The sequence below is a fragment of the Streptomyces sp. NPDC028298 genome (assembly GCF_055565895.1).
Window position 1 is genome coordinate 133,664 of sequence record NZ_JBVHTL010000012.1, and the last position, 15,576, is coordinate 149,239.

Here is a 15,576-nt window from a genome sequence, read left to right on the forward strand (position 1 = left end):
GTGATCCCACGGACGGTGATGTCTGCCGATCCCGGTGATCCCGTGGTGTGTAATGACGCACGCACGGTGATCCAGGGGAGTCAGGGGGAACCCGATGGAGGGGCTGAAGCCGACCGACCCGCGGCAGGTGGGCCGGTACCGCATCGCGGGGTTGCTCGGGGCGGGTGGGATGGGCCGCGTGTACATGGGGCGTTCGCCCAGCGGGCGGCTGGTCGCGGTCAAGGTGGTGCGGCCGGAGTTCGCCGACGATCCCGGGTTCCGGCGCAGGTTCGCCCGGGAGGTGGCGGCCGCCCGGAAGGTCACCGGGTTCTTCACAGCCGCCCTGGTGGACGCCGATCCCGACGGGTCGCCCCCGTGGCTGGCCACCGCCTACGTGCCGGGGATGGCACTGGACCAGGCGGTCGCGGCGCACGGCCCGTGGCCCGTGGCCTCGGTACGTGCGCTCGGAGCGGGACTGGCCGAAGCGCTCGAGGCCATCCACGCGGCCGGTCTGATCCACCGCGATCTCAAACCGTCGAACGTGCTCATCGCTTCCGACGGACCCCGGGTCGTCGATTTCGGGATCTCGGTGGCGGCCGAGGCCACGGTGCTGACGCGCACCGGCACCGCTGTGGGCACGCCCGGATTCATGTCGCCCGAGCAACTCACCGGGGATCCGGTGACGCCCGCCACCGACGTGTTCGCCCTCGGCGCCGTCCTGACCTACGCCTCAACCGGCGTCGGCCCGTTCGGCACGGGGTCCGCGCAGTCGCTCAACTTCCGTATCGCGTACGAGGAACCGCGGCTGGACGGGCTGCCCGAGGGCCTGGAGATCGTGGCCCGCTGTCTGGCGAAGGATCCGGAGCAGCGGCCGGACGTGGCCAGGCTCATCGGGGAACTCGCCGACATGGCGGGTGAATTGGGCTACACGCCCACCGAGATTGTCAGCGACGCCGTGGTGTGGTTGCCGGAGCAGGTGGCGGCGGCTGTTGCGGCCACGGTCACCGGGGCTGCCGTGCCGGCGGTGGCCGCATCGACGCCGCTGACGTCAAAGCCGGCTGTTCCGGGAGAGGTTGCGCGTAGGAAGCCCAAAAAGGCGGCGGCATCCGCGTCCCGTAGCAAGCCGGCTGGCAACACGCACACCCGCAAGAAGCCGGCGCGCCCGAAGCCGTCGCCCGCTGCTCCGGGGCCCGCACCCTCCACGGGCTCCTCCGAGCCACCGCGCAGCGCCGCGGCGGCAGCATCGCCGACCCGGCCGCCGAGGGCGACGAAGGCGCCCGGCGCCCGTCCCGCGTCCGGCAGTGCGGTCGAGGCCTCGGCGACGTCCGTCACACCATTCCGCGCGCCCCACCCCTGGGCAGTGCGCCGCGCCCTCTTCCTGTCGGTCGCCTGTATGGCGTTCGGGCTGGCGCTATACCTGCCGTTCGGCGGCCATGCGTCCGTATTCGCATATCTCTTCAGCGACTGGTGGTTGTGGTGGCCCGGTTGGCCGTTCGGCGGCACGTGGCCCTTTGTGCCCGCGGCCGGCCTCGCGATCACCAGTTGCGTCGCCGTGTTGGCCCAGCTTCGTCGCTTCCCGACGGGCCCGGTACCTCGTACTGTCCGGCGCTTGCACTACCTGACCGCCACGTTCGTGGGAGGACTCCTCGCCCTCTACATCACACTGGGCATCGTATGGGAGCGGGGTCTGGGCTTCCTCCAGTCCGGCTCGTGGTTCTTCGTCCTGGGCTGTGCGGCGTTGGTGGCGAGTACATTCCGGCTGTCGGGTCCGAAATCCGCGCCCACGCCCGCTCCTTGACCAACGAGGGCCGGTGCGTGCTCCGCACCGGCCCGTGAGCCTCGTACAGCCTGGTGAGTTCCGAGACGAAGGGGCCGAACTCGCAGGCCTTCAGGCGGCTTCCGCTACTCGTCGATCGCCGATCCGAAGCGTGCGTTGGCCGTCGGCGCCCCGAGACGAGCCCCGTCGTACGTCCAGGAATCCTTGGCGGTGAGGCCCGATGACGACGCGGGGATCACCCATACGAAGCCGTCGTCGGTGTTCTCGCCCGGTGCCGCGGCCAGCAGGCCGAAGCGGCCGTCGTGGTTGGCGTCGATCAGCCGCACCTGGCCGCCCCAGCGGTCCGAGGCTTCCGCCGTGCCGGGAACACCAGAGGAGCTCTGGTCGAAGCTGCGCACGCCGGATGTCGTCAGCCCCCCCGGCGCGCCACGCAGCGTCCAGACCGCACCCGCGTCGGCCACGGAACCCACGTCCTCCCCTGGCGCCCCGATGGCGAGGTCCGGGCGGCCGTCGCCGTCGGTGTCACCTGAGGACAGTTCGGCACCCCACCGGTCGCCGGGCTCGGCCGTGCCGGGGACGCCGGGGGAGTCCTGCGTCCATGTCTGCGCCGGGGTCGGGTCGAGGCCGGAGAGGTCGCCCTTGCCCAGGTACACGGAGACGGATCCGCCGACGGCCGATCCGACGCCTGTGTCACCGATGGCCAGGTCGTCCTGCCCGTCGTGGTTGAAGTCGCTGGAGACGATCGCGGGGCCGCCTTCGAACGCGCCGCCGTCGCCGAGCGCGTCGACGCCGGGCGCGCCGTGGAGCACCTGGGTGGCGCCGACGCCGGGCTGGTCGCCGGTGGTGACACCGGAGATCGCCAGGTCGGCCCAGGAGTCCTCGTTGTAGTTGCCGTGGCTGAGGCTGCGGAACGCGAAGCCGGTGTCCGACGGGCTCAGGTCCCGAGCGTGCACCCGTGTTTCCACGGTCTTCAGTTGCCGTGCCGCCGTGGTCGGCGCGGAGGTGAAGAACAGCAGCGTGTCGTTCTCCAGGACGGCGATGCTGTCGCGCGGGTTGGCGTCCGGGTTCGCCGGGTCCGGGGCGAAGTACCGGGCGGCTTCGATGGCCAGACCGAAGTTCGCGCCGGCCCGTAGGTTGTCGGTGTCCTCCAGCCAGCTGCTGTCGGACCCGTGCAGGCCGCTCCGCGAACCCCAGAAGACGACGGCACCGCCCGCGTCGGACAGCCCGGCGAGGTCTTCGCCTGGGATGCCGACGATCGCGTCGTCGTAACCGTCGTTGTTCAGGTCGCCGGAGGCCACGGCGCCGCCGAACCCGTCACCGGCCTCGGCGGCGCCCGGAACGCCCGAGGTGTTCTGATGCAGGATGGTCTTCTTGGTGGTGCTGAGACCGCTCGACGAGCTGTACTGCACGGTGACGTAACCGGCGGACTTGGCGCCGTTCACCGTGGCACCCGGGGCGCCCATGAGCACGTCGTCGAATCCGTTGCCGTCGAAGTCGCAGTTGTGCTGCTGCCAGCCGATGGACGGGAAGGGCGTCGCGGCTTGTGCCGCGGGGGCCGCGATCACCGCTCCGCCCCCGAGGGCGAACAGCGCCACGGCCGTCAGGACCGCACTGTTGATGTGACGCACAGGAGCGAACCTCCTTGGGTTCCTGAACTGCCTGCGGCGTCCGGCTCGGTCGAGACGGACGGGGTGGACGGTGCCCATGGGGTGGACAGCGCTGATGGGGCCGGGGGACCGGCATGACTCCAGGCTCGCCGGACGGCGGCTGCGGTCATGCAAGTCCCCCCGTCGGAGGCCGTGTTGAGACCGACGCCTTCATCCGCTCACCCAGAAGACACCCGAGGTTCGACCAGGGTTGTAGTCGGTGCGAGGGAGGTGGGTCGCGGGCCCTTTCTGGGCGGGGCGGCGCAGAGCGTGGGTGTGGTGCGTGTGAGGTGGAGCGGGGCCGGGGGACACAGCGCGGGAGCAAGAAGCGGATCGGTGTCGGCGAACCCGCGGCTGCCAAGCGCTGCGCGCTGGCGTTCCGGCGCACGAAAACCTGTTGGCCGGGGCACGAAAGCCCGTTGGCGGGGAACGAAAGCCTGCTGGCCGGTCCGCGAAAACCCGTTGGCTGGTCCGCTGCTCGGCTGCGACGATGCCCGCTGATTCTCTAGCGGAGGACATTTGTTCGTTTTCGTGTGTGCGGGGTGTGGCGCCAGTCTGACCGTCCCGCTGTCCCAGGTCGCACTGCCGACCCACGCCCGTCAGAAGTACGGGAACGGAATTCAGCTCCCGGTGCTCATGGAGTCGGGCACTTTCGCCGTGGACCCGGAGCCCTGGGGGCCGCCGTGGCGAAGCTGGGAGAACATCGATCCGGACGAGGCGGCGGACCGCGGCGTCTACGCACCGGTCCACGCCCTGTCCGAAGGCGCGCCCGGCGCGATCGTCATCGCACCTGGGGAGGTTCGAGGCACAGTACTCGTCCCGGAGAACGCGGGCGGCTACTGCTGCGGCCTCGACTGGGGAGACAGCCCCAACATGGCCTGCGAGGCGTGCGGCCTGCCGGTGGCGAACCGAATCGACGACTGCTCACTCTGGCAGGCGGTCTGGCTCGTGCCGGACGCCGTGCGCCGTGTCCACGTCGGCGACGCCGAAACAGCGCCGCTCTCCTGGGCGGAAGCGCTGGCGAAGGAGAAGGGCACGCCCCCGGTCGCACCGCTCGCCCGATGGGGTTCGCTGCATGAGCTGAACCATTGGTGGTCATGGAACCCGCAGTGGGAGGCGGCGGCCGGCCGGGCCCTCGCACACCTGCTGGCGGCCTCGGACAGTCGGCCCGTGACGGTCCCGCAGGGACTGATCGCGGAAGTCTTCCAACGTGCCCTCGACGTCCTGCTGCCTGCGGGCCCGCAGGCACGACGTGCCGTCCTCGCCGGACCAGGACTGCCCGCCCCCGACACCGACGCCGACATACTCCTCCTGCCCACCCACCCGCAGACAGGAGAGCTCTGGAGCCCGATGGGCCCGGCCGCGTCGGCCTACCCCGTGCCGCTGCCGTTCGGGGTGTGGAAGTGGCTGGCATCCCCCGATCCGCACCTCCCACTCCCCGCCGCGGGCACCATGCCGGACGGCGTTCTGCGCGACGATCCGCCCGCGCCGCGCCCTCATCGCCTGTTCCGCTTCGACCCGAGCATCTTCGAGCACACCCTGGTCCGGCTGCCGGCCGTCCGCAGCCGATGGCTGCGCGAGATCCTTGACGATCGCACGCAGCACATGCGCGCGGGGATCTACTAAGGGCTCGTTGCAGAATGCAAGGCCTGATGGACGTGGGCGGGGTAGGGCGGTGACTTATGGGCGACGGAGTACCTCAGCCTGGACACCGCCGCCATCTGCCCAGGTCCGCAGCCACTGTCTGAGTGACGCGGTTGTGTGGCAGAGACCGTCATGGGGGTTTTGGCCTTCGTCTGGGTCCCACCCATCCGCGTCGAAGAAGAGCACGGGGTTGTCGGCTGCGAGCAACGAGACGTACCACTCCATCGAGCAGCCGCCTGGCGCAAGAAACAGCCAGGAAGTCGGCATGCCGAAGGTGCGGCCGCGCTCGTGCTCGCGGACTGAGGAGGGCCAGTCGGTCATGTGCCCCGGGGCGCGCTGGCCTGGGGTCAGCGATGCGATGCCGGCTTCGGGTCCGAAGCCACCGTTGCCGACCTCCGTGTAGATCCGGCGGAGCAGTTCCGGCAAGGGGTACCCGATGGCGCTTTCCGCAGCCTCGACCTCCTGCTGCGTGATCGGCGGGAACAGTGGCCCGCGCGGGGCATCTGCAAAGTAGCCTGCTACTTCCGGGGCCTGCGCGTCGAGTGTGACCGTCCTGGGACTGCGCGGACCCCTGAGGTGCTCAAACTCTTCTCCACCAAAGTGCTTTCTGATCCAGGCGAGTGGGACCTCGGCGGTGTCGAACCGCAGGCCTGGATCCCAGGCTCGGACACGCAGCTTCTCGATCAGCGCGTCGTCGGGCCCATGATGCTCGTCCGGATCGGCATGATCTGTTGCGGTCTGGAGGGAGGAACCGGTTCGCCCAGCGGAGGTCATGCCCCAGGAGCCTACTGCCGGGGTGGGACAGCCTTGCGAAGACGCCGCAGGCAGATGATTGAGCCGGCCAGTTCGAGCAGGCTTTGATGAAGGTCGGCGCGGCGCTCGTAGCGGACGCGGAGACGTTTGAATTGGTGCAGCAAGGCGAACGCGCGCTCGACGACCCAGCGCACCTTGCCCAGCCCAGATCCGTGGGCGATGCCACGCCTGGCGATCGTCGGCTTGATACCGTGCTTCCACAGCCAGGCGGCGGTATTTGTCGAAGTCGTAGCCACGGTCGGCGTGCACGCGGCGAGCCTTGCGGCGGGGCCGTCCACGCAGACCTCGGATTGGCGGGACGGCGTCCAGCAGGGGCAGTAGCTGGGTGGCGTCGTGACGGTTGCCGCTGGTGAGCGTGACGGCGATCGGGGTTTCGTGACAATCGACGATCAGATGGTGCTTGGAGCCTGGACGAGCACGGTCGACGGGCGAGGGGCCGACGTGATCCCCCTGTGAGAGCCCGGACGTGCGAGCCGTCCACGGCGCAGTTGTCCAGTTCCAGCGCGTTCGCGTGGCGGAGTTCGGTCAGCAGGGTGGAATGCAGGCGCGGTCAGATGCCGGCCGCCGTCCAGTCCCGCAGTCGACGCCAAGCCGTAACTCCGGAGCGGCCTACGGTCTCGACCGGGACGTCGCGCCAGGCAAAGCCGGTCCGAAGCACGTACAGAATGCCAGCGAGGGCGGCCCTGTCCGGAACGCGAAGTCGCCGGGGGTAGCAGCGGCGTCGTTCGGGGGCGGGTGGCTGCAGCGGAGCCACTCGCTCCTACAAGTCGTCAGGAACAAGATCAGCGCGCACCCGCCCACCCTGCCGATCAAGATCGCCGAGTGCAGGAATCGAGCTCAACTCATTCTGCAACGATCAGTACCTGCTCGTTGCAGAATGAGGCGCTTGTGACCGGCCGGGTTTCCGGATCCGTCCCTCCCTTCCAGGTACGGCAACCTCCCCATCGCCGACCGTCAGCCGCTTGGATAGGCTCCGCGGGAACCCTTCAGGAGGTGTCATGTCGAAGGTCACCATCAGCCTGGACAGCGATTTGGCCATCGAGGTCATGCTGCTGGCCGGCACCAGGAGCCCGCAGGACGCTGTCGAGTTGATCGTCCGGGACTACCTGGCACGGGGTCACCGCACCGAGGCTCGTGCCGGTGTCGCCCCCGACCAGGAGCGCCTCGCCGACCGGCGGTCAGCGCCGGAAGAGGGCCGATGAGCACCTCAGGTGAGAGCGGCGTATCGGCTGGTGGTTGAAGGCCCCTCTGGGCAGGGTCCGGCAGGGGTCAATCGATCTTGTCTCCGACGACCTGTGGGAGCGAATCGCTCCACTGCTGCCAGAGCGGCCGCCTCGACGTCACCGCCAGCCCGGACAGATGCCGGTGCCGGACCGGGCTGCACCGGTGGGCATCGGAACTGGGCAGCCGACCCAAGCGGCTCTTCGTCGACCGAGGGTACGACTACGACAAGTACCGCCACCCGCTACTGCCCGCCGCTCCGGCCTCGGCCGCACCCGCTGTGTCGCCGAGCGGGCCTCCGCCTGGCTCCATCAGTTCAAACGACTCGGTGCCCGCCGTGAGCAACGAGCCGACGTCCACCAGGGACTTCTCGAACTCGCCCACACCATCATCTGCCTTCGGCAACCCCGCATACGGTTTCTGAAATGATCAGCTAGTAACGCCAATGGGTCAGGCGTCGGCGCACTCGTCGACGACGGCACAGGCGCGGCGGATACCACCCACGTAGTCGGAGATGTCGGCATCGCCGCGCACGTGGGGCGCGTCCTGGAACCACTGGCTCCACAGGCCGCCTTCTTGGAGGAGGCGGACGGCCCGGTCGCCTTGCAGGACGGAGTCGGTGTACGCCAGGGCGCCCATGGCCGTCGGCTGGTCGTAGGCGAGGTCGGGCCGACGCAGGTACCGATCCAGGTATGCGGCGAGCAGGTCGGCGTCGCGCGCGGTGCCGAAACTCGCCAGCGCAACGCAGTAGGCCCCACCCGCGCAACAGAGCTCGCTCTCCAGCAGCAGCGCTCCCAGACGCTCGCGGAAGTGGTCACGGCGCGAGACGGCGGCGAGCCATGCCGCGGTGCGCCGCTCCCGCCAACTGCCTTCGAGGAGAATGGTGAGCTCGGCGTCGGAAACAGCCTTCGCATCAGCGGCCAGGGCATGAACGAACGGCCCGTACTTCTCGGGCGGCATACGAAGGACCGCTCCGCCGAGCTTCATATAGCGTCGCTCGGGGGCGCAATAGCGCTGGAACAGGTCCCGTATCTCAGGGTCGTGGCGGATCACGACTCCATCCTCTCGCGACGACTACGCAGTTGAGAGCAGGGGACGGAATACAAGTCCACCCCTAGGGCGCCACCTCGGTGGCTGATATCAGGAGCGGGCCGGACACGCGCGTAGGACTCGCTCCCACGCGTCGTACGCGGACACCTCCGATGCCGGTCGGCCGTCTTGGACCGTCTGCCGATTCCCTTGGGTAGTGGTGGTTGTGGAGGGCCGGGCACTCCCACTGACTGGGAACAGAGAGAGGCTGTTGGTGAGTGACCCGGAGCAACGGATTTAAGCCCAGAGCTACTACTTTGGGGACCACTATCTCCGGCTCCGCGAACCAGCCCGATGATCACCTATCATCTCCCGGCGGCCGTTGTTCGACCTGCTCGACTGCCCGGCGAACGGCAGTGCGCAGTTCCTCGTCAGGCTCGTACCGCCTGAGTACGGACTTGAGAGAAACATGCGCTGCCGCCCGCACATCGGGATCCGGGTCACGGAGCGCGGCCGCGATGATCGGCGCGTGCGCCACGACGTCGGGGCCGAAGATGCCGAGACCCTCGATCCCTGCGCGCCGCACGAGCGCATCTTGTGCCGCCGTAGCCGCGACGAGGAGTTCCAGGGCCTCAACAGGTGCCTCCGCGCACACCAGCGCAAGGCCGAACAGAGCCTGCTCGAACTCTGCGGTGTCGTGACGGGTTGCTGCGGCGAGCCGCATGAGCGCCTCGCTCACCGCCGGCGAACTGGCGGCACGAAGGCTGACCTCGTCGACACGGGTGGGGGCGGTGTCGTCGTCCATCCGGCCATCCTGCCAGCAGCCGAAACCGATTCCCCCAGCTGGGGAGCAGCGGGTCCGGCCGCCGCGAACGACCTGCTGGGCTGCATTGCCCGCACCCCGCTCGCCACCTGCTGCCTCGGCTCCGTGCCAGGGGTCAGTACGGTTCTTCCCGCCACTCGAGGCACGTGGGCCGTTGACCGCCGGACAGGACGAACTCCTTCACGGCCCGGCGCACGACGTCGACAGGGACTTCCGTCGGCTCCAGGAACTCTCGGGGGTAGGTGTTGAACATGTAGGTCGCGACGGGCACGGTGGCCTTGCCGGCGGGGATCAACGCGCCCTCCTCACCCGTGCTGTAGGACAGGATGCCGAAACGCCCATCGGCGCTGACCCCGACCAGGAAGATGTGGTCCGGCAGGCCCGACGACAGCATTTGGCGGTCCAGGGACTCCAATTGGGCCGCCTTGTGGAGTGGGTCGGCGACGATCAACGCGTCCACCATCGCGTCGATCGCGTGCTCCGAATCGAGCAGCAACGGTGCATCCCGGTGCTCCTCCTTGAAGACTGCCACCGCGCCCCGCAACATCCCGCGCCCCCGTCGTTCTGGTGATCCCCGTGCCATGCCGGGGCGACGCACACTACTGTCCCGGCCGGGAACCTTGGTCGCGGCGACCTGCTCTGTTAATTGATCTTGTGGCAGGTCGAGTCGATTCGACGGACACGCCGTGGGAGCGCAGCGCAAAGAGCCCCTGCTGCCGCCCCCAGGCTGTTCAGGACAGCGCGGACCCGTGCCCCGCTGTCGGCCGAGGATGCGCGGCGCCGCGTTGCCGTGGAGACTCGGGGTACCGGCGCGAGAAGGAACACCACTCGACGGGAGACGGCCGCGCATGGCGACACTCATCGCGGTGAACGTGGGGCTTCCCCAGGATGTGCCCTGGAAGGGCCGCACCACCCGCACGGGCATCTGGAAGCGACCGGTCGAAGGACCGCGCATGGTCCGGCGGCTCAACATCGACGGCGACGGGCAGGGTGACCTGGGCGGTCACGGCGGCCCCTTCCGTGCCGTCCTGGTCTACCAACTGGACTCCTACCGGTACTGGCAGGAGCATCTGGGGCGGGACGACTTCGTCCACGGTCAGTTCGGGGAGAACTTCACGGTCGACGGCCTGCCGGACGACGAGGTCTGCATCGGGGACCGGTACCGCATCGGGGACGCGCTGTTCGAGGTCACACAGCCCCGTGTGACGTGCTACCGCGTGGGCCTACGCATGAACGAACCCCGGATGCCCGCTCTGCTCGTGGCCCACGGCCGGCCCGGCTTCTATCTGAAGGTGCTGGCCGAAGGACTCGTGCGGGCGGGCGACGACATCGTCAAGATCGCCGACGGTCCGGAGGGCATGACCGTGGCGGACATCGATGCCCTCCTGTACAAGGCCGACCACCCCCAGGAGCATCTCGAACGGGCCCTGCGCATCCCCGCGTTGAGCCCCGGCTGGCGGGCCTCCATGCAGTCGCTCCTCGACGAGGCGCACGGCACCGGGGCGTCCACCGGCAACGCCGGGCTGACCGGCGCGGCGGCGGTTCCACCACCCGCCTGGCAGGGATTCAGGCCTCTCACGGTCACCGCGATCGTCCCGGAGAGCTCCGACGTCTTCTCGCTCCTCCTCGGTGCCCCGGACGGTGAACCGCTCCCCGCCGCCCTGCCCGGCCAGTTCGTCACGGTCCGCATGCGGCCGGACCCGCAGGGGCCTTCCGTCATCCGTAGCTACTCCCTGTCGGGGGAGCCCGGTGACCCGTCGTACCGGATCAGCGTCAAGCAGGAACCGCACGGCGTCGGCAGCGTCTACCTGCGGCGGCACGTCGCCGTCCACGACACCCTGGACGTGGCGGCGCCCCGAGGGACCTTCGTCCTCGGTGAGACCTCGGCGCCGGTGGTGCTGATCTCGGCGGGGGTAGGGGCCACTCCCGTCCTGGCCATGCTGCACAGCCTGGCCGCCATGAAGCACCCTCGCCAGGTGTGGTGGATCCACGGCGCCCGCGACGGGGTCGAACATGCGTTTGCTCCGGAGGTCGGCGCCTTGCTGTCGCGTCTGCCCGCCGGCCATCGCCACGTCGCCTACAGCCGTCCACGTGACGACGACCGCCTCGGCGAGGACTACGACGGTGTCGGCAGGCTGTCCGGCGCGGTCCTGACCAGCCTGGACCTGCCGCCGGAGGCGCGCGCGTACGTCTGTGGGCCGACCGCGTTCATGGACGACATGACCGCGGCCTTGGCGGGCTGCGGGCTGGAGCCGTCGCGGATCCATACCGAGATGTTCGGGACGGTCTCCGCGATCACGCCCGGCGTGCTGCCCACCGGCGCCCGCGCACCCCACGCGCCCGCCTCCCCGCCCGGGCCGGGCACCGGGCCCTCCGTCTCGTTCGCCCGCAGCGGCCTCACCGTGCCCTGGGACGCCGGCTACGGCACCCTCCTCGATCTGGCCGAAGCCTGCGACGTTCCCGTCCGGTGGTCCTGCCGCAGCGGGGTCTGCCACACCTGTGAGACCGCGATCGTCTCCGGCCGGGTCGACTATTCACCCGACCCCATCGACGCCCCGGCCGACGGCAACGTTCTCATCTGCTGCTCGCGGCCCCACCAGGACGTGATCCTCGATCTCTGACCAGGGGTGGCCACGTGAACCCCATTCGTCGGGTCGTCCACGCGTACGTGCTCGACACCGCGAACCGGGGTCGTTCGGGACCTCACAGCGAATGAGCGGAGGCGAACCCATAGGCTCTCCGGTCATGAGTCACAGCGGTTCGCAAGCGGCGGCATTCTTCCGAGACGTCAGCCGAAGCGGGGTGGTCTGGTTCGTCCGGGACGACGACGGAATGCCGACTCACCTCGCCGCGGACGGCACACGCAGTCTTCCCTTCTGGTCGACCTCGGCCCGCGCCGAGGGGCAGCGAAGATCTGGGGGAACGGCCTACGCGTCGAATCCCTGCCGCTGGACACCTGGCGCGATCGCGAAATGCCCGATTGCGCCAGGGACGGCCTCAAGATCAGCATCAACTGGACCGGGCCACGCCTGACCGGCTGGGACTTCACCCCGCAGGAGGTCCTCAACCGACTGGCGGCGGCCGGCTAGAACGCGAACCGACCCACTCAACCCAGCCCGACCCGCTCGGCGGCGAAGCGCGCGCCCTGCTCGACGCTGCCGTTGAGGTGGTACGTCAGATGCGCGGCGCTGTTGCGGCCGTTGCCGCAGACCGGGTCGCCGGTGTTGCAGAACTCCTTGGCCTTGGCGCCGAACACGTCGCTGGCCGAGGCGATGGTGCGGCCCGAGAGACGCAGGGGGTTGCCGAAGACGACGACCGCCTTGACGCGACCGGCGAGTCCCGCGGGAATGGCGCGGCCGCTGCCCAGCCGTGTGGAGATTCCCAGGGCGATGTCGGTGACGCTGGCGCCCTGGGAGTAACCGCCCAGCACGAACGACGTGTTGGGGCAGTTGGCCGCCGTGGCCTTGACCCGGTTCGTCATGTCGGTGGCGCCGGGCCCCGCACTCGTCTGGGAGAAGTTCGCCGCGTAGTCGACGGCGTACGACGACACGGTCCGGCCCGGCAGGGCGTTCTTGATGTTCCTCACCAGGGGGGTTCCGGTGATGCCGAGCCCGGGGGCTTCTCCGGTGCCCCGGGCGAAGACGACCTCGACGTCGGAGCACGGGGCGGCGGACGCCATGGAGGGCAGCAGGGTGAGGCCGGCCGCGCTGAGAGCACCGACGCCGGCGAGGGACACGAGAGTGAGACGACGCCGTGACGCATGACGGGACATGGGGTTCCTCTTTCTCGAGCGGTGGTACGAGTGCTCGAGACATGGGTCGTTCTCCGAGCACACAAGCACCGTAGGAAGCGCCACGCCTCGTACGTATCGGTGGAATCACCAGTCGACCACCGGTGCACCCCTGTCGGGTGGACGGTCCGCAATGCCGGGGAACCGGGCCCGCGGCTGTCGGCGGCTCGTTACCATTGGGCACAGCAAGACCGCAGAGAACGGTGGTGCGCGTGGGCCATGAGACGACTGGCACGGATCCCGACCGACCGGACGCTCATCCTGCGCGAGCCGAGCAACTGCCGTCCGAACACGCGGAGATGACACTCGGTCTTCGTCTCCTGCGCGACGGTCCCGTCTCCGACGCACACAACCTTCTGCTCCTGGCTGCCAGAACCCTGCGAACGACCGACGCGGCCCGCTCACGCGAGGCGGGTGTCCAGGCCTCTCTGGCAGCCTGGTCCGCTGGCGATCGCGACGGATACCTCGCGGCGCTCGATGAGCTGTGCCCTCCGGCCGGCCCTCCAGCCGTGCTTCCCGACGGGGAACCCCTCCCCGAGACTGCCGGCTGCGATCCGGTCGAGGTCTTCTGGCGTGCGTACCGCGACGGCATGCACCGTGCCCTCCACGGCGACTTCGAAGGCGCCCACGCGCTGCTCGGCCCCGTATTGAACGTACTGAAGGCACAACAGGAGGCTTCTCGGCTCCTCTCCGCGGGCACGATCGCGCTCATGCTGGGTGACCTCGCGACGGCGCGACAGGTCCTCGGCCTCGCACTGGCCACCGCCCGCTCCGAGACGACGCCGACGTTCCTTCCCCGCATCCTGGAGCACCTCGCCTACGCCGAACTGCGTGAGGGCAGACACCACCAGGCCCGGGTACACGCGGAGGCCGGGCTGGAGGCCGCTGCCGAGCACCCGCAGAGCAATGTGACGGCGGGGCTCTCCGCGGTTCTGGCCCTGGCCGCCTCCATCGCGGGCGACCCGGCCGTGGTCGCCGCGCACGCGCAGTCGGCTCTGCACATCGCCCACGCCCACGGGCTCGGTCAGACCAGGACGCTCGCCGAGTGGGCCCGGGCCCGCGCGGACCTGGGCCACGGCAACGCCGAACACGCCGCCGCGCGACTGGCGCCGCTCGTTCACGCGGGACCGCGCCAGGGGCATTTCGGTCTGTGGATGATGGCGGTCCCCTGCTACGTCGAGTCCGCGGTCCTCGCAGGCCACGACATGGACGCGGACGTGGAGCGCCTGATCGACCAGTACGCCCAGTGGGCCGCGCGGGGAGCGGACCCGCAGGCCCCGGCGGTGGTGCTGCGCTGCCGGGCGCTGGTGGCCGACGACGAGCGGATCGAAGACCTCTTCATCGCGGCCCTGGCCCGACACGGGACGGTCGACAGCCCCTACGAGCACGCCCGGACGCACCTCGCGTACGGGATGTGGCTGCGACGACGACGCCGTCCGGTGGAGGCACGTACCCAACTACGCAGCGCCGTCATGGGGTTCGACCAGTGCGGTGCCGCTGTATGGACCGAGCAGGCCGACGCCGAGCTCAGGGCGGCCGGCGAGACGCCCACCGCCGTGACCTCGCCCCGATCCGAGACGGGCCCGCTGACCGAGCTCACCCCGCAGCAGCGGCGCATCGCCCGGTCGGTGGCCCAGGGCGCCACCAACCGCGAGGTGGCACGCCAGTTGTCGATCAGCACCCGCACGGTCGAGTACCACCTGCGCAACATCTTCACCCAGCTCGGAGTCCGCTCCAGGACGGCCCTGGCCCGACACCTCGACCTGGATCGCGTCGATGGACCCCACGAGCGTGCGCGGTCTGCCGGGCCCACGACTCATGAGGACGAGCGGACCGCGTCCTCCCAGGCGTAGGGACTGCGGTAGTGGTTCTTGTGTCCCGCGGCGAGTACGTGGCGCAGCTCGGCCAGGTGTCGGGTGTTCGAGGGGAGATCCAGTTGGTCGAGCAGGTCCAGCGCGGCGGCCGGTTCCAGGTCGCCGTAGACGTCGTGGAAGCTCGCCCGAAGACCGAGAAAGACGGCTGAGTGCAGGGTGGGAAGCCTCAGGGCGGTGCTGTACGTCGATTCCTTCGCCGTCCAGGGCACAGGGCCCGAGCACTCCAGCACCCGACGGGCCCGGCGAAGCAGGGCTTCCGATCGCTCGGCCACCACGCGGTCGATGTCGTCGCCGAGGACCTCGGCGAACGCCGTCGCGGACGTGGTGTGGTCCTCGAACCAGTCCACCCACAGCGAGTAGGTGACGGCCTCGGCGTCCCTGTCAGCCTCCAAACGCCGTCGGTAGCCGTCCCACAGGACGTCGGCCGGCAGGGGACCCTCCGCACTGTCGTTCGCGAAGCGGATTTCGCACGTCACCCAGTAGTCGTCGAGGAGGTCCAGCAGTCCCAAGGCCAGCCGCACCTGGTCGCCCGCAGTCAGGTCTTCGGAGAACACGTCGGCAGCCCAGGAATGCGCCACCTGGTTGGCTGTGAGCAGCACGTCAGGCTCCTCGTCGCTCACCCACCCGTCGCGCACTTCGCTGACGCCCTGATCAGCCAGCCAACGCCGCGCAGCCTCCACGGCTTGCATTTTCATCGGGGAAGTATGGCAAGCCTCGCAAGTTCCGCGTGAGGCGGTTCGAGCGCGGCGCTGGTCGGTGCTGCCGCGACGCGGGCCCTGGTGCATCCGCCCGGTGTCCTTTGCCACTGCCTCAAGACGGTGTTGAAAGACGCGTCAAGATTCAGGGCGCCGTGGTGGCCCGGGAGGGGCGGGGATCGAGGTCGAGGTGTCCATCCTGTGGATGGCCGGTGAACTTCCGGTGACGCAAAATCGCCCCTCGGCGCTGAGTGGAGGGGGCACAGCTCGTGCCCCCTCCGAACC

Annotated in this window: 12 protein-coding genes and 1 pseudogene; 5 read left to right on the forward strand and 8 right to left on the reverse strand. The window is 69.7% G+C overall.

Annotated elements, in window-relative coordinates; all coding sequences use genetic code 11:
- The first annotated feature begins 94 nt into the window (after positions 1 to 94).
- Positions 95 to 1,777 carry a serine/threonine-protein kinase gene (locus tag ACZ4TO_RS38145; RefSeq protein WP_468026621.1) on the forward strand — a complete coding sequence of 561 codons (1,683 nt, stop codon included), beginning with the start codon at positions 95 to 97 and terminating at the stop codon, positions 1,775 to 1,777.
- Positions 1,778 to 1,881: 104 nt separating this feature from the next.
- Here ACZ4TO_RS38145 and ACZ4TO_RS38150 read toward each other — a convergent pair whose 3' ends face one another.
- Entirely contained in the window at positions 1,882 to 3,384 is a 1,503-nt protein-coding gene (locus ACZ4TO_RS38150; protein ID WP_468026622.1) for an esterase, read from the reverse strand.
- A gap of 537 nt (positions 3,385 to 3,921) precedes the next feature.
- On the opposite strand from ACZ4TO_RS38150, the gene ACZ4TO_RS38155 reads away from it, so the two are divergent.
- A complete protein-coding gene (locus ACZ4TO_RS38155) occupies positions 3,922 to 5,028 on the forward strand; it encodes a hypothetical protein (RefSeq protein WP_468026623.1) in 1,107 nt (368 codons plus the stop codon).
- Between the two features lie 54 nt (positions 5,029 to 5,082).
- On the opposite strand, the gene ACZ4TO_RS38160 is transcribed toward ACZ4TO_RS38155, so the two are convergent.
- On the reverse strand, positions 5,083 to 5,820 hold the full coding sequence (locus ACZ4TO_RS38160; protein WP_468026624.1) for an SMI1/KNR4 family protein: 738 nt from the start codon (positions 5,818 to 5,820) through the stop codon (positions 5,083 to 5,085).
- A gap of 11 nt (positions 5,821 to 5,831) precedes the next feature.
- Positions 5,832 to 6,613 (reverse strand): annotated as a pseudogene (locus ACZ4TO_RS38165) (IS5 family transposase).
- Between the two features lie 244 nt (positions 6,614 to 6,857).
- Here ACZ4TO_RS38165 and ACZ4TO_RS38170 point away from each other — a divergent pair.
- The gene (locus ACZ4TO_RS38170) at positions 6,858 to 7,061 is read left to right on the forward strand and encodes a hypothetical protein (RefSeq protein ID WP_382778364.1); all 204 of its coding nucleotides are present in this window, start codon (positions 6,858 to 6,860) and stop codon (positions 7,059 to 7,061) included.
- Between the two features lie 469 nt (positions 7,062 to 7,530).
- Here ACZ4TO_RS38170 and ACZ4TO_RS38175 read toward each other — a convergent pair whose 3' ends face one another.
- From ACZ4TO_RS38175 to ACZ4TO_RS38185, 3 genes are all read right to left on the reverse strand, one after another.
- Positions 7,531 to 8,133 (reverse strand): DUF6000 family protein, encoded by a 603-nt coding sequence (locus tag ACZ4TO_RS38175; protein WP_468026625.1) that lies wholly within the window; start codon positions 8,131 to 8,133, stop codon positions 7,531 to 7,533.
- 334 nt (positions 8,134 to 8,467) lie between these two features.
- Positions 8,468 to 8,914: a hypothetical protein gene (locus ACZ4TO_RS38180; RefSeq protein ID WP_468026626.1), complete on the reverse strand. Its 447-nt coding sequence runs from the start codon at positions 8,912 to 8,914 to the stop codon at positions 8,468 to 8,470.
- A gap of 133 nt (positions 8,915 to 9,047) precedes the next feature.
- The gene (locus ACZ4TO_RS38185) at positions 9,048 to 9,464 is read right to left on the reverse strand and encodes an Imm1 family immunity protein (protein ID WP_468026627.1); all 417 of its coding nucleotides are present in this window, start codon (positions 9,462 to 9,464) and stop codon (positions 9,048 to 9,050) included.
- Between the two features lie 316 nt (positions 9,465 to 9,780).
- Here ACZ4TO_RS38185 and ACZ4TO_RS38190 point away from each other — a divergent pair, with 316 nt between their 5' ends.
- A complete protein-coding gene (locus ACZ4TO_RS38190; protein WP_468026628.1) occupies positions 9,781 to 11,553 on the forward strand; it encodes an MOSC domain-containing protein in 1,773 nt (590 codons plus the stop codon).
- Positions 11,554 to 12,038: 485 nt separating this feature from the next.
- Here the strand turns inward: ACZ4TO_RS38190 and ACZ4TO_RS38195 are convergent, their stop codons facing one another.
- A complete protein-coding gene (locus ACZ4TO_RS38195; protein WP_385041874.1) occupies positions 12,039 to 12,704 on the reverse strand; it encodes a cutinase family protein in 666 nt (221 codons plus the stop codon).
- 608 nt (positions 12,705 to 13,312) lie between these two features.
- Here ACZ4TO_RS38195 and ACZ4TO_RS38200 point away from each other — a divergent pair.
- A complete protein-coding gene (locus ACZ4TO_RS38200; RefSeq protein ID WP_468026629.1) occupies positions 13,313 to 14,575 on the forward strand; it encodes a helix-turn-helix transcriptional regulator in 1,263 nt (420 codons plus the stop codon).
- Here ACZ4TO_RS38200 and ACZ4TO_RS38205 read toward each other — a convergent pair.
- Positions 14,539 to 15,195 (reverse strand): hypothetical protein, encoded by a 657-nt coding sequence (locus tag ACZ4TO_RS38205; RefSeq protein ID WP_468026630.1) that lies wholly within the window; start codon positions 15,193 to 15,195, stop codon positions 14,539 to 14,541. The genes ACZ4TO_RS38200 and ACZ4TO_RS38205 overlap by 37 nt on opposite strands.
- Positions 15,196 to 15,576: the final 381 nt, after the last annotated feature.

Coding starts and splice junctions, on each gene's coding strand:
- ACZ4TO_RS38145 (WP_468026621.1), top strand. CDS start 95: ATGGAGGGGCTGAAGCCGACCGACCCGCGGCAGGTGGGCCGGTACCGC.
- ACZ4TO_RS38160 (WP_468026624.1), bottom strand. CDS start 5,820: ATGACCTCCGCTGGGCGAACCGGTTCCTCCCTCCAGACCGCAACAGAT.
- ACZ4TO_RS38170 (WP_382778364.1), top strand. CDS start 6,858: ATGTCGAAGGTCACCATCAGCCTGGACAGCGATTTGGCCATCGAGGTC.
- ACZ4TO_RS38180 (WP_468026626.1), bottom strand. CDS start 8,914: ATGGACGACGACACCGCCCCCACCCGTGTCGACGAGGTCAGCCTTCGT.
- ACZ4TO_RS38190 (WP_468026628.1), top strand. CDS start 9,781: ATGGCGACACTCATCGCGGTGAACGTGGGGCTTCCCCAGGATGTGCCC.
- ACZ4TO_RS38195 (WP_385041874.1), bottom strand. CDS start 12,704: ATGTCCCGTCATGCGTCACGGCGTCGTCTCACTCTCGTGTCCCTCGCC.
- ACZ4TO_RS38200 (WP_468026629.1), top strand. CDS start 13,313: ATGCACCGTGCCCTCCACGGCGACTTCGAAGGCGCCCACGCGCTGCTC.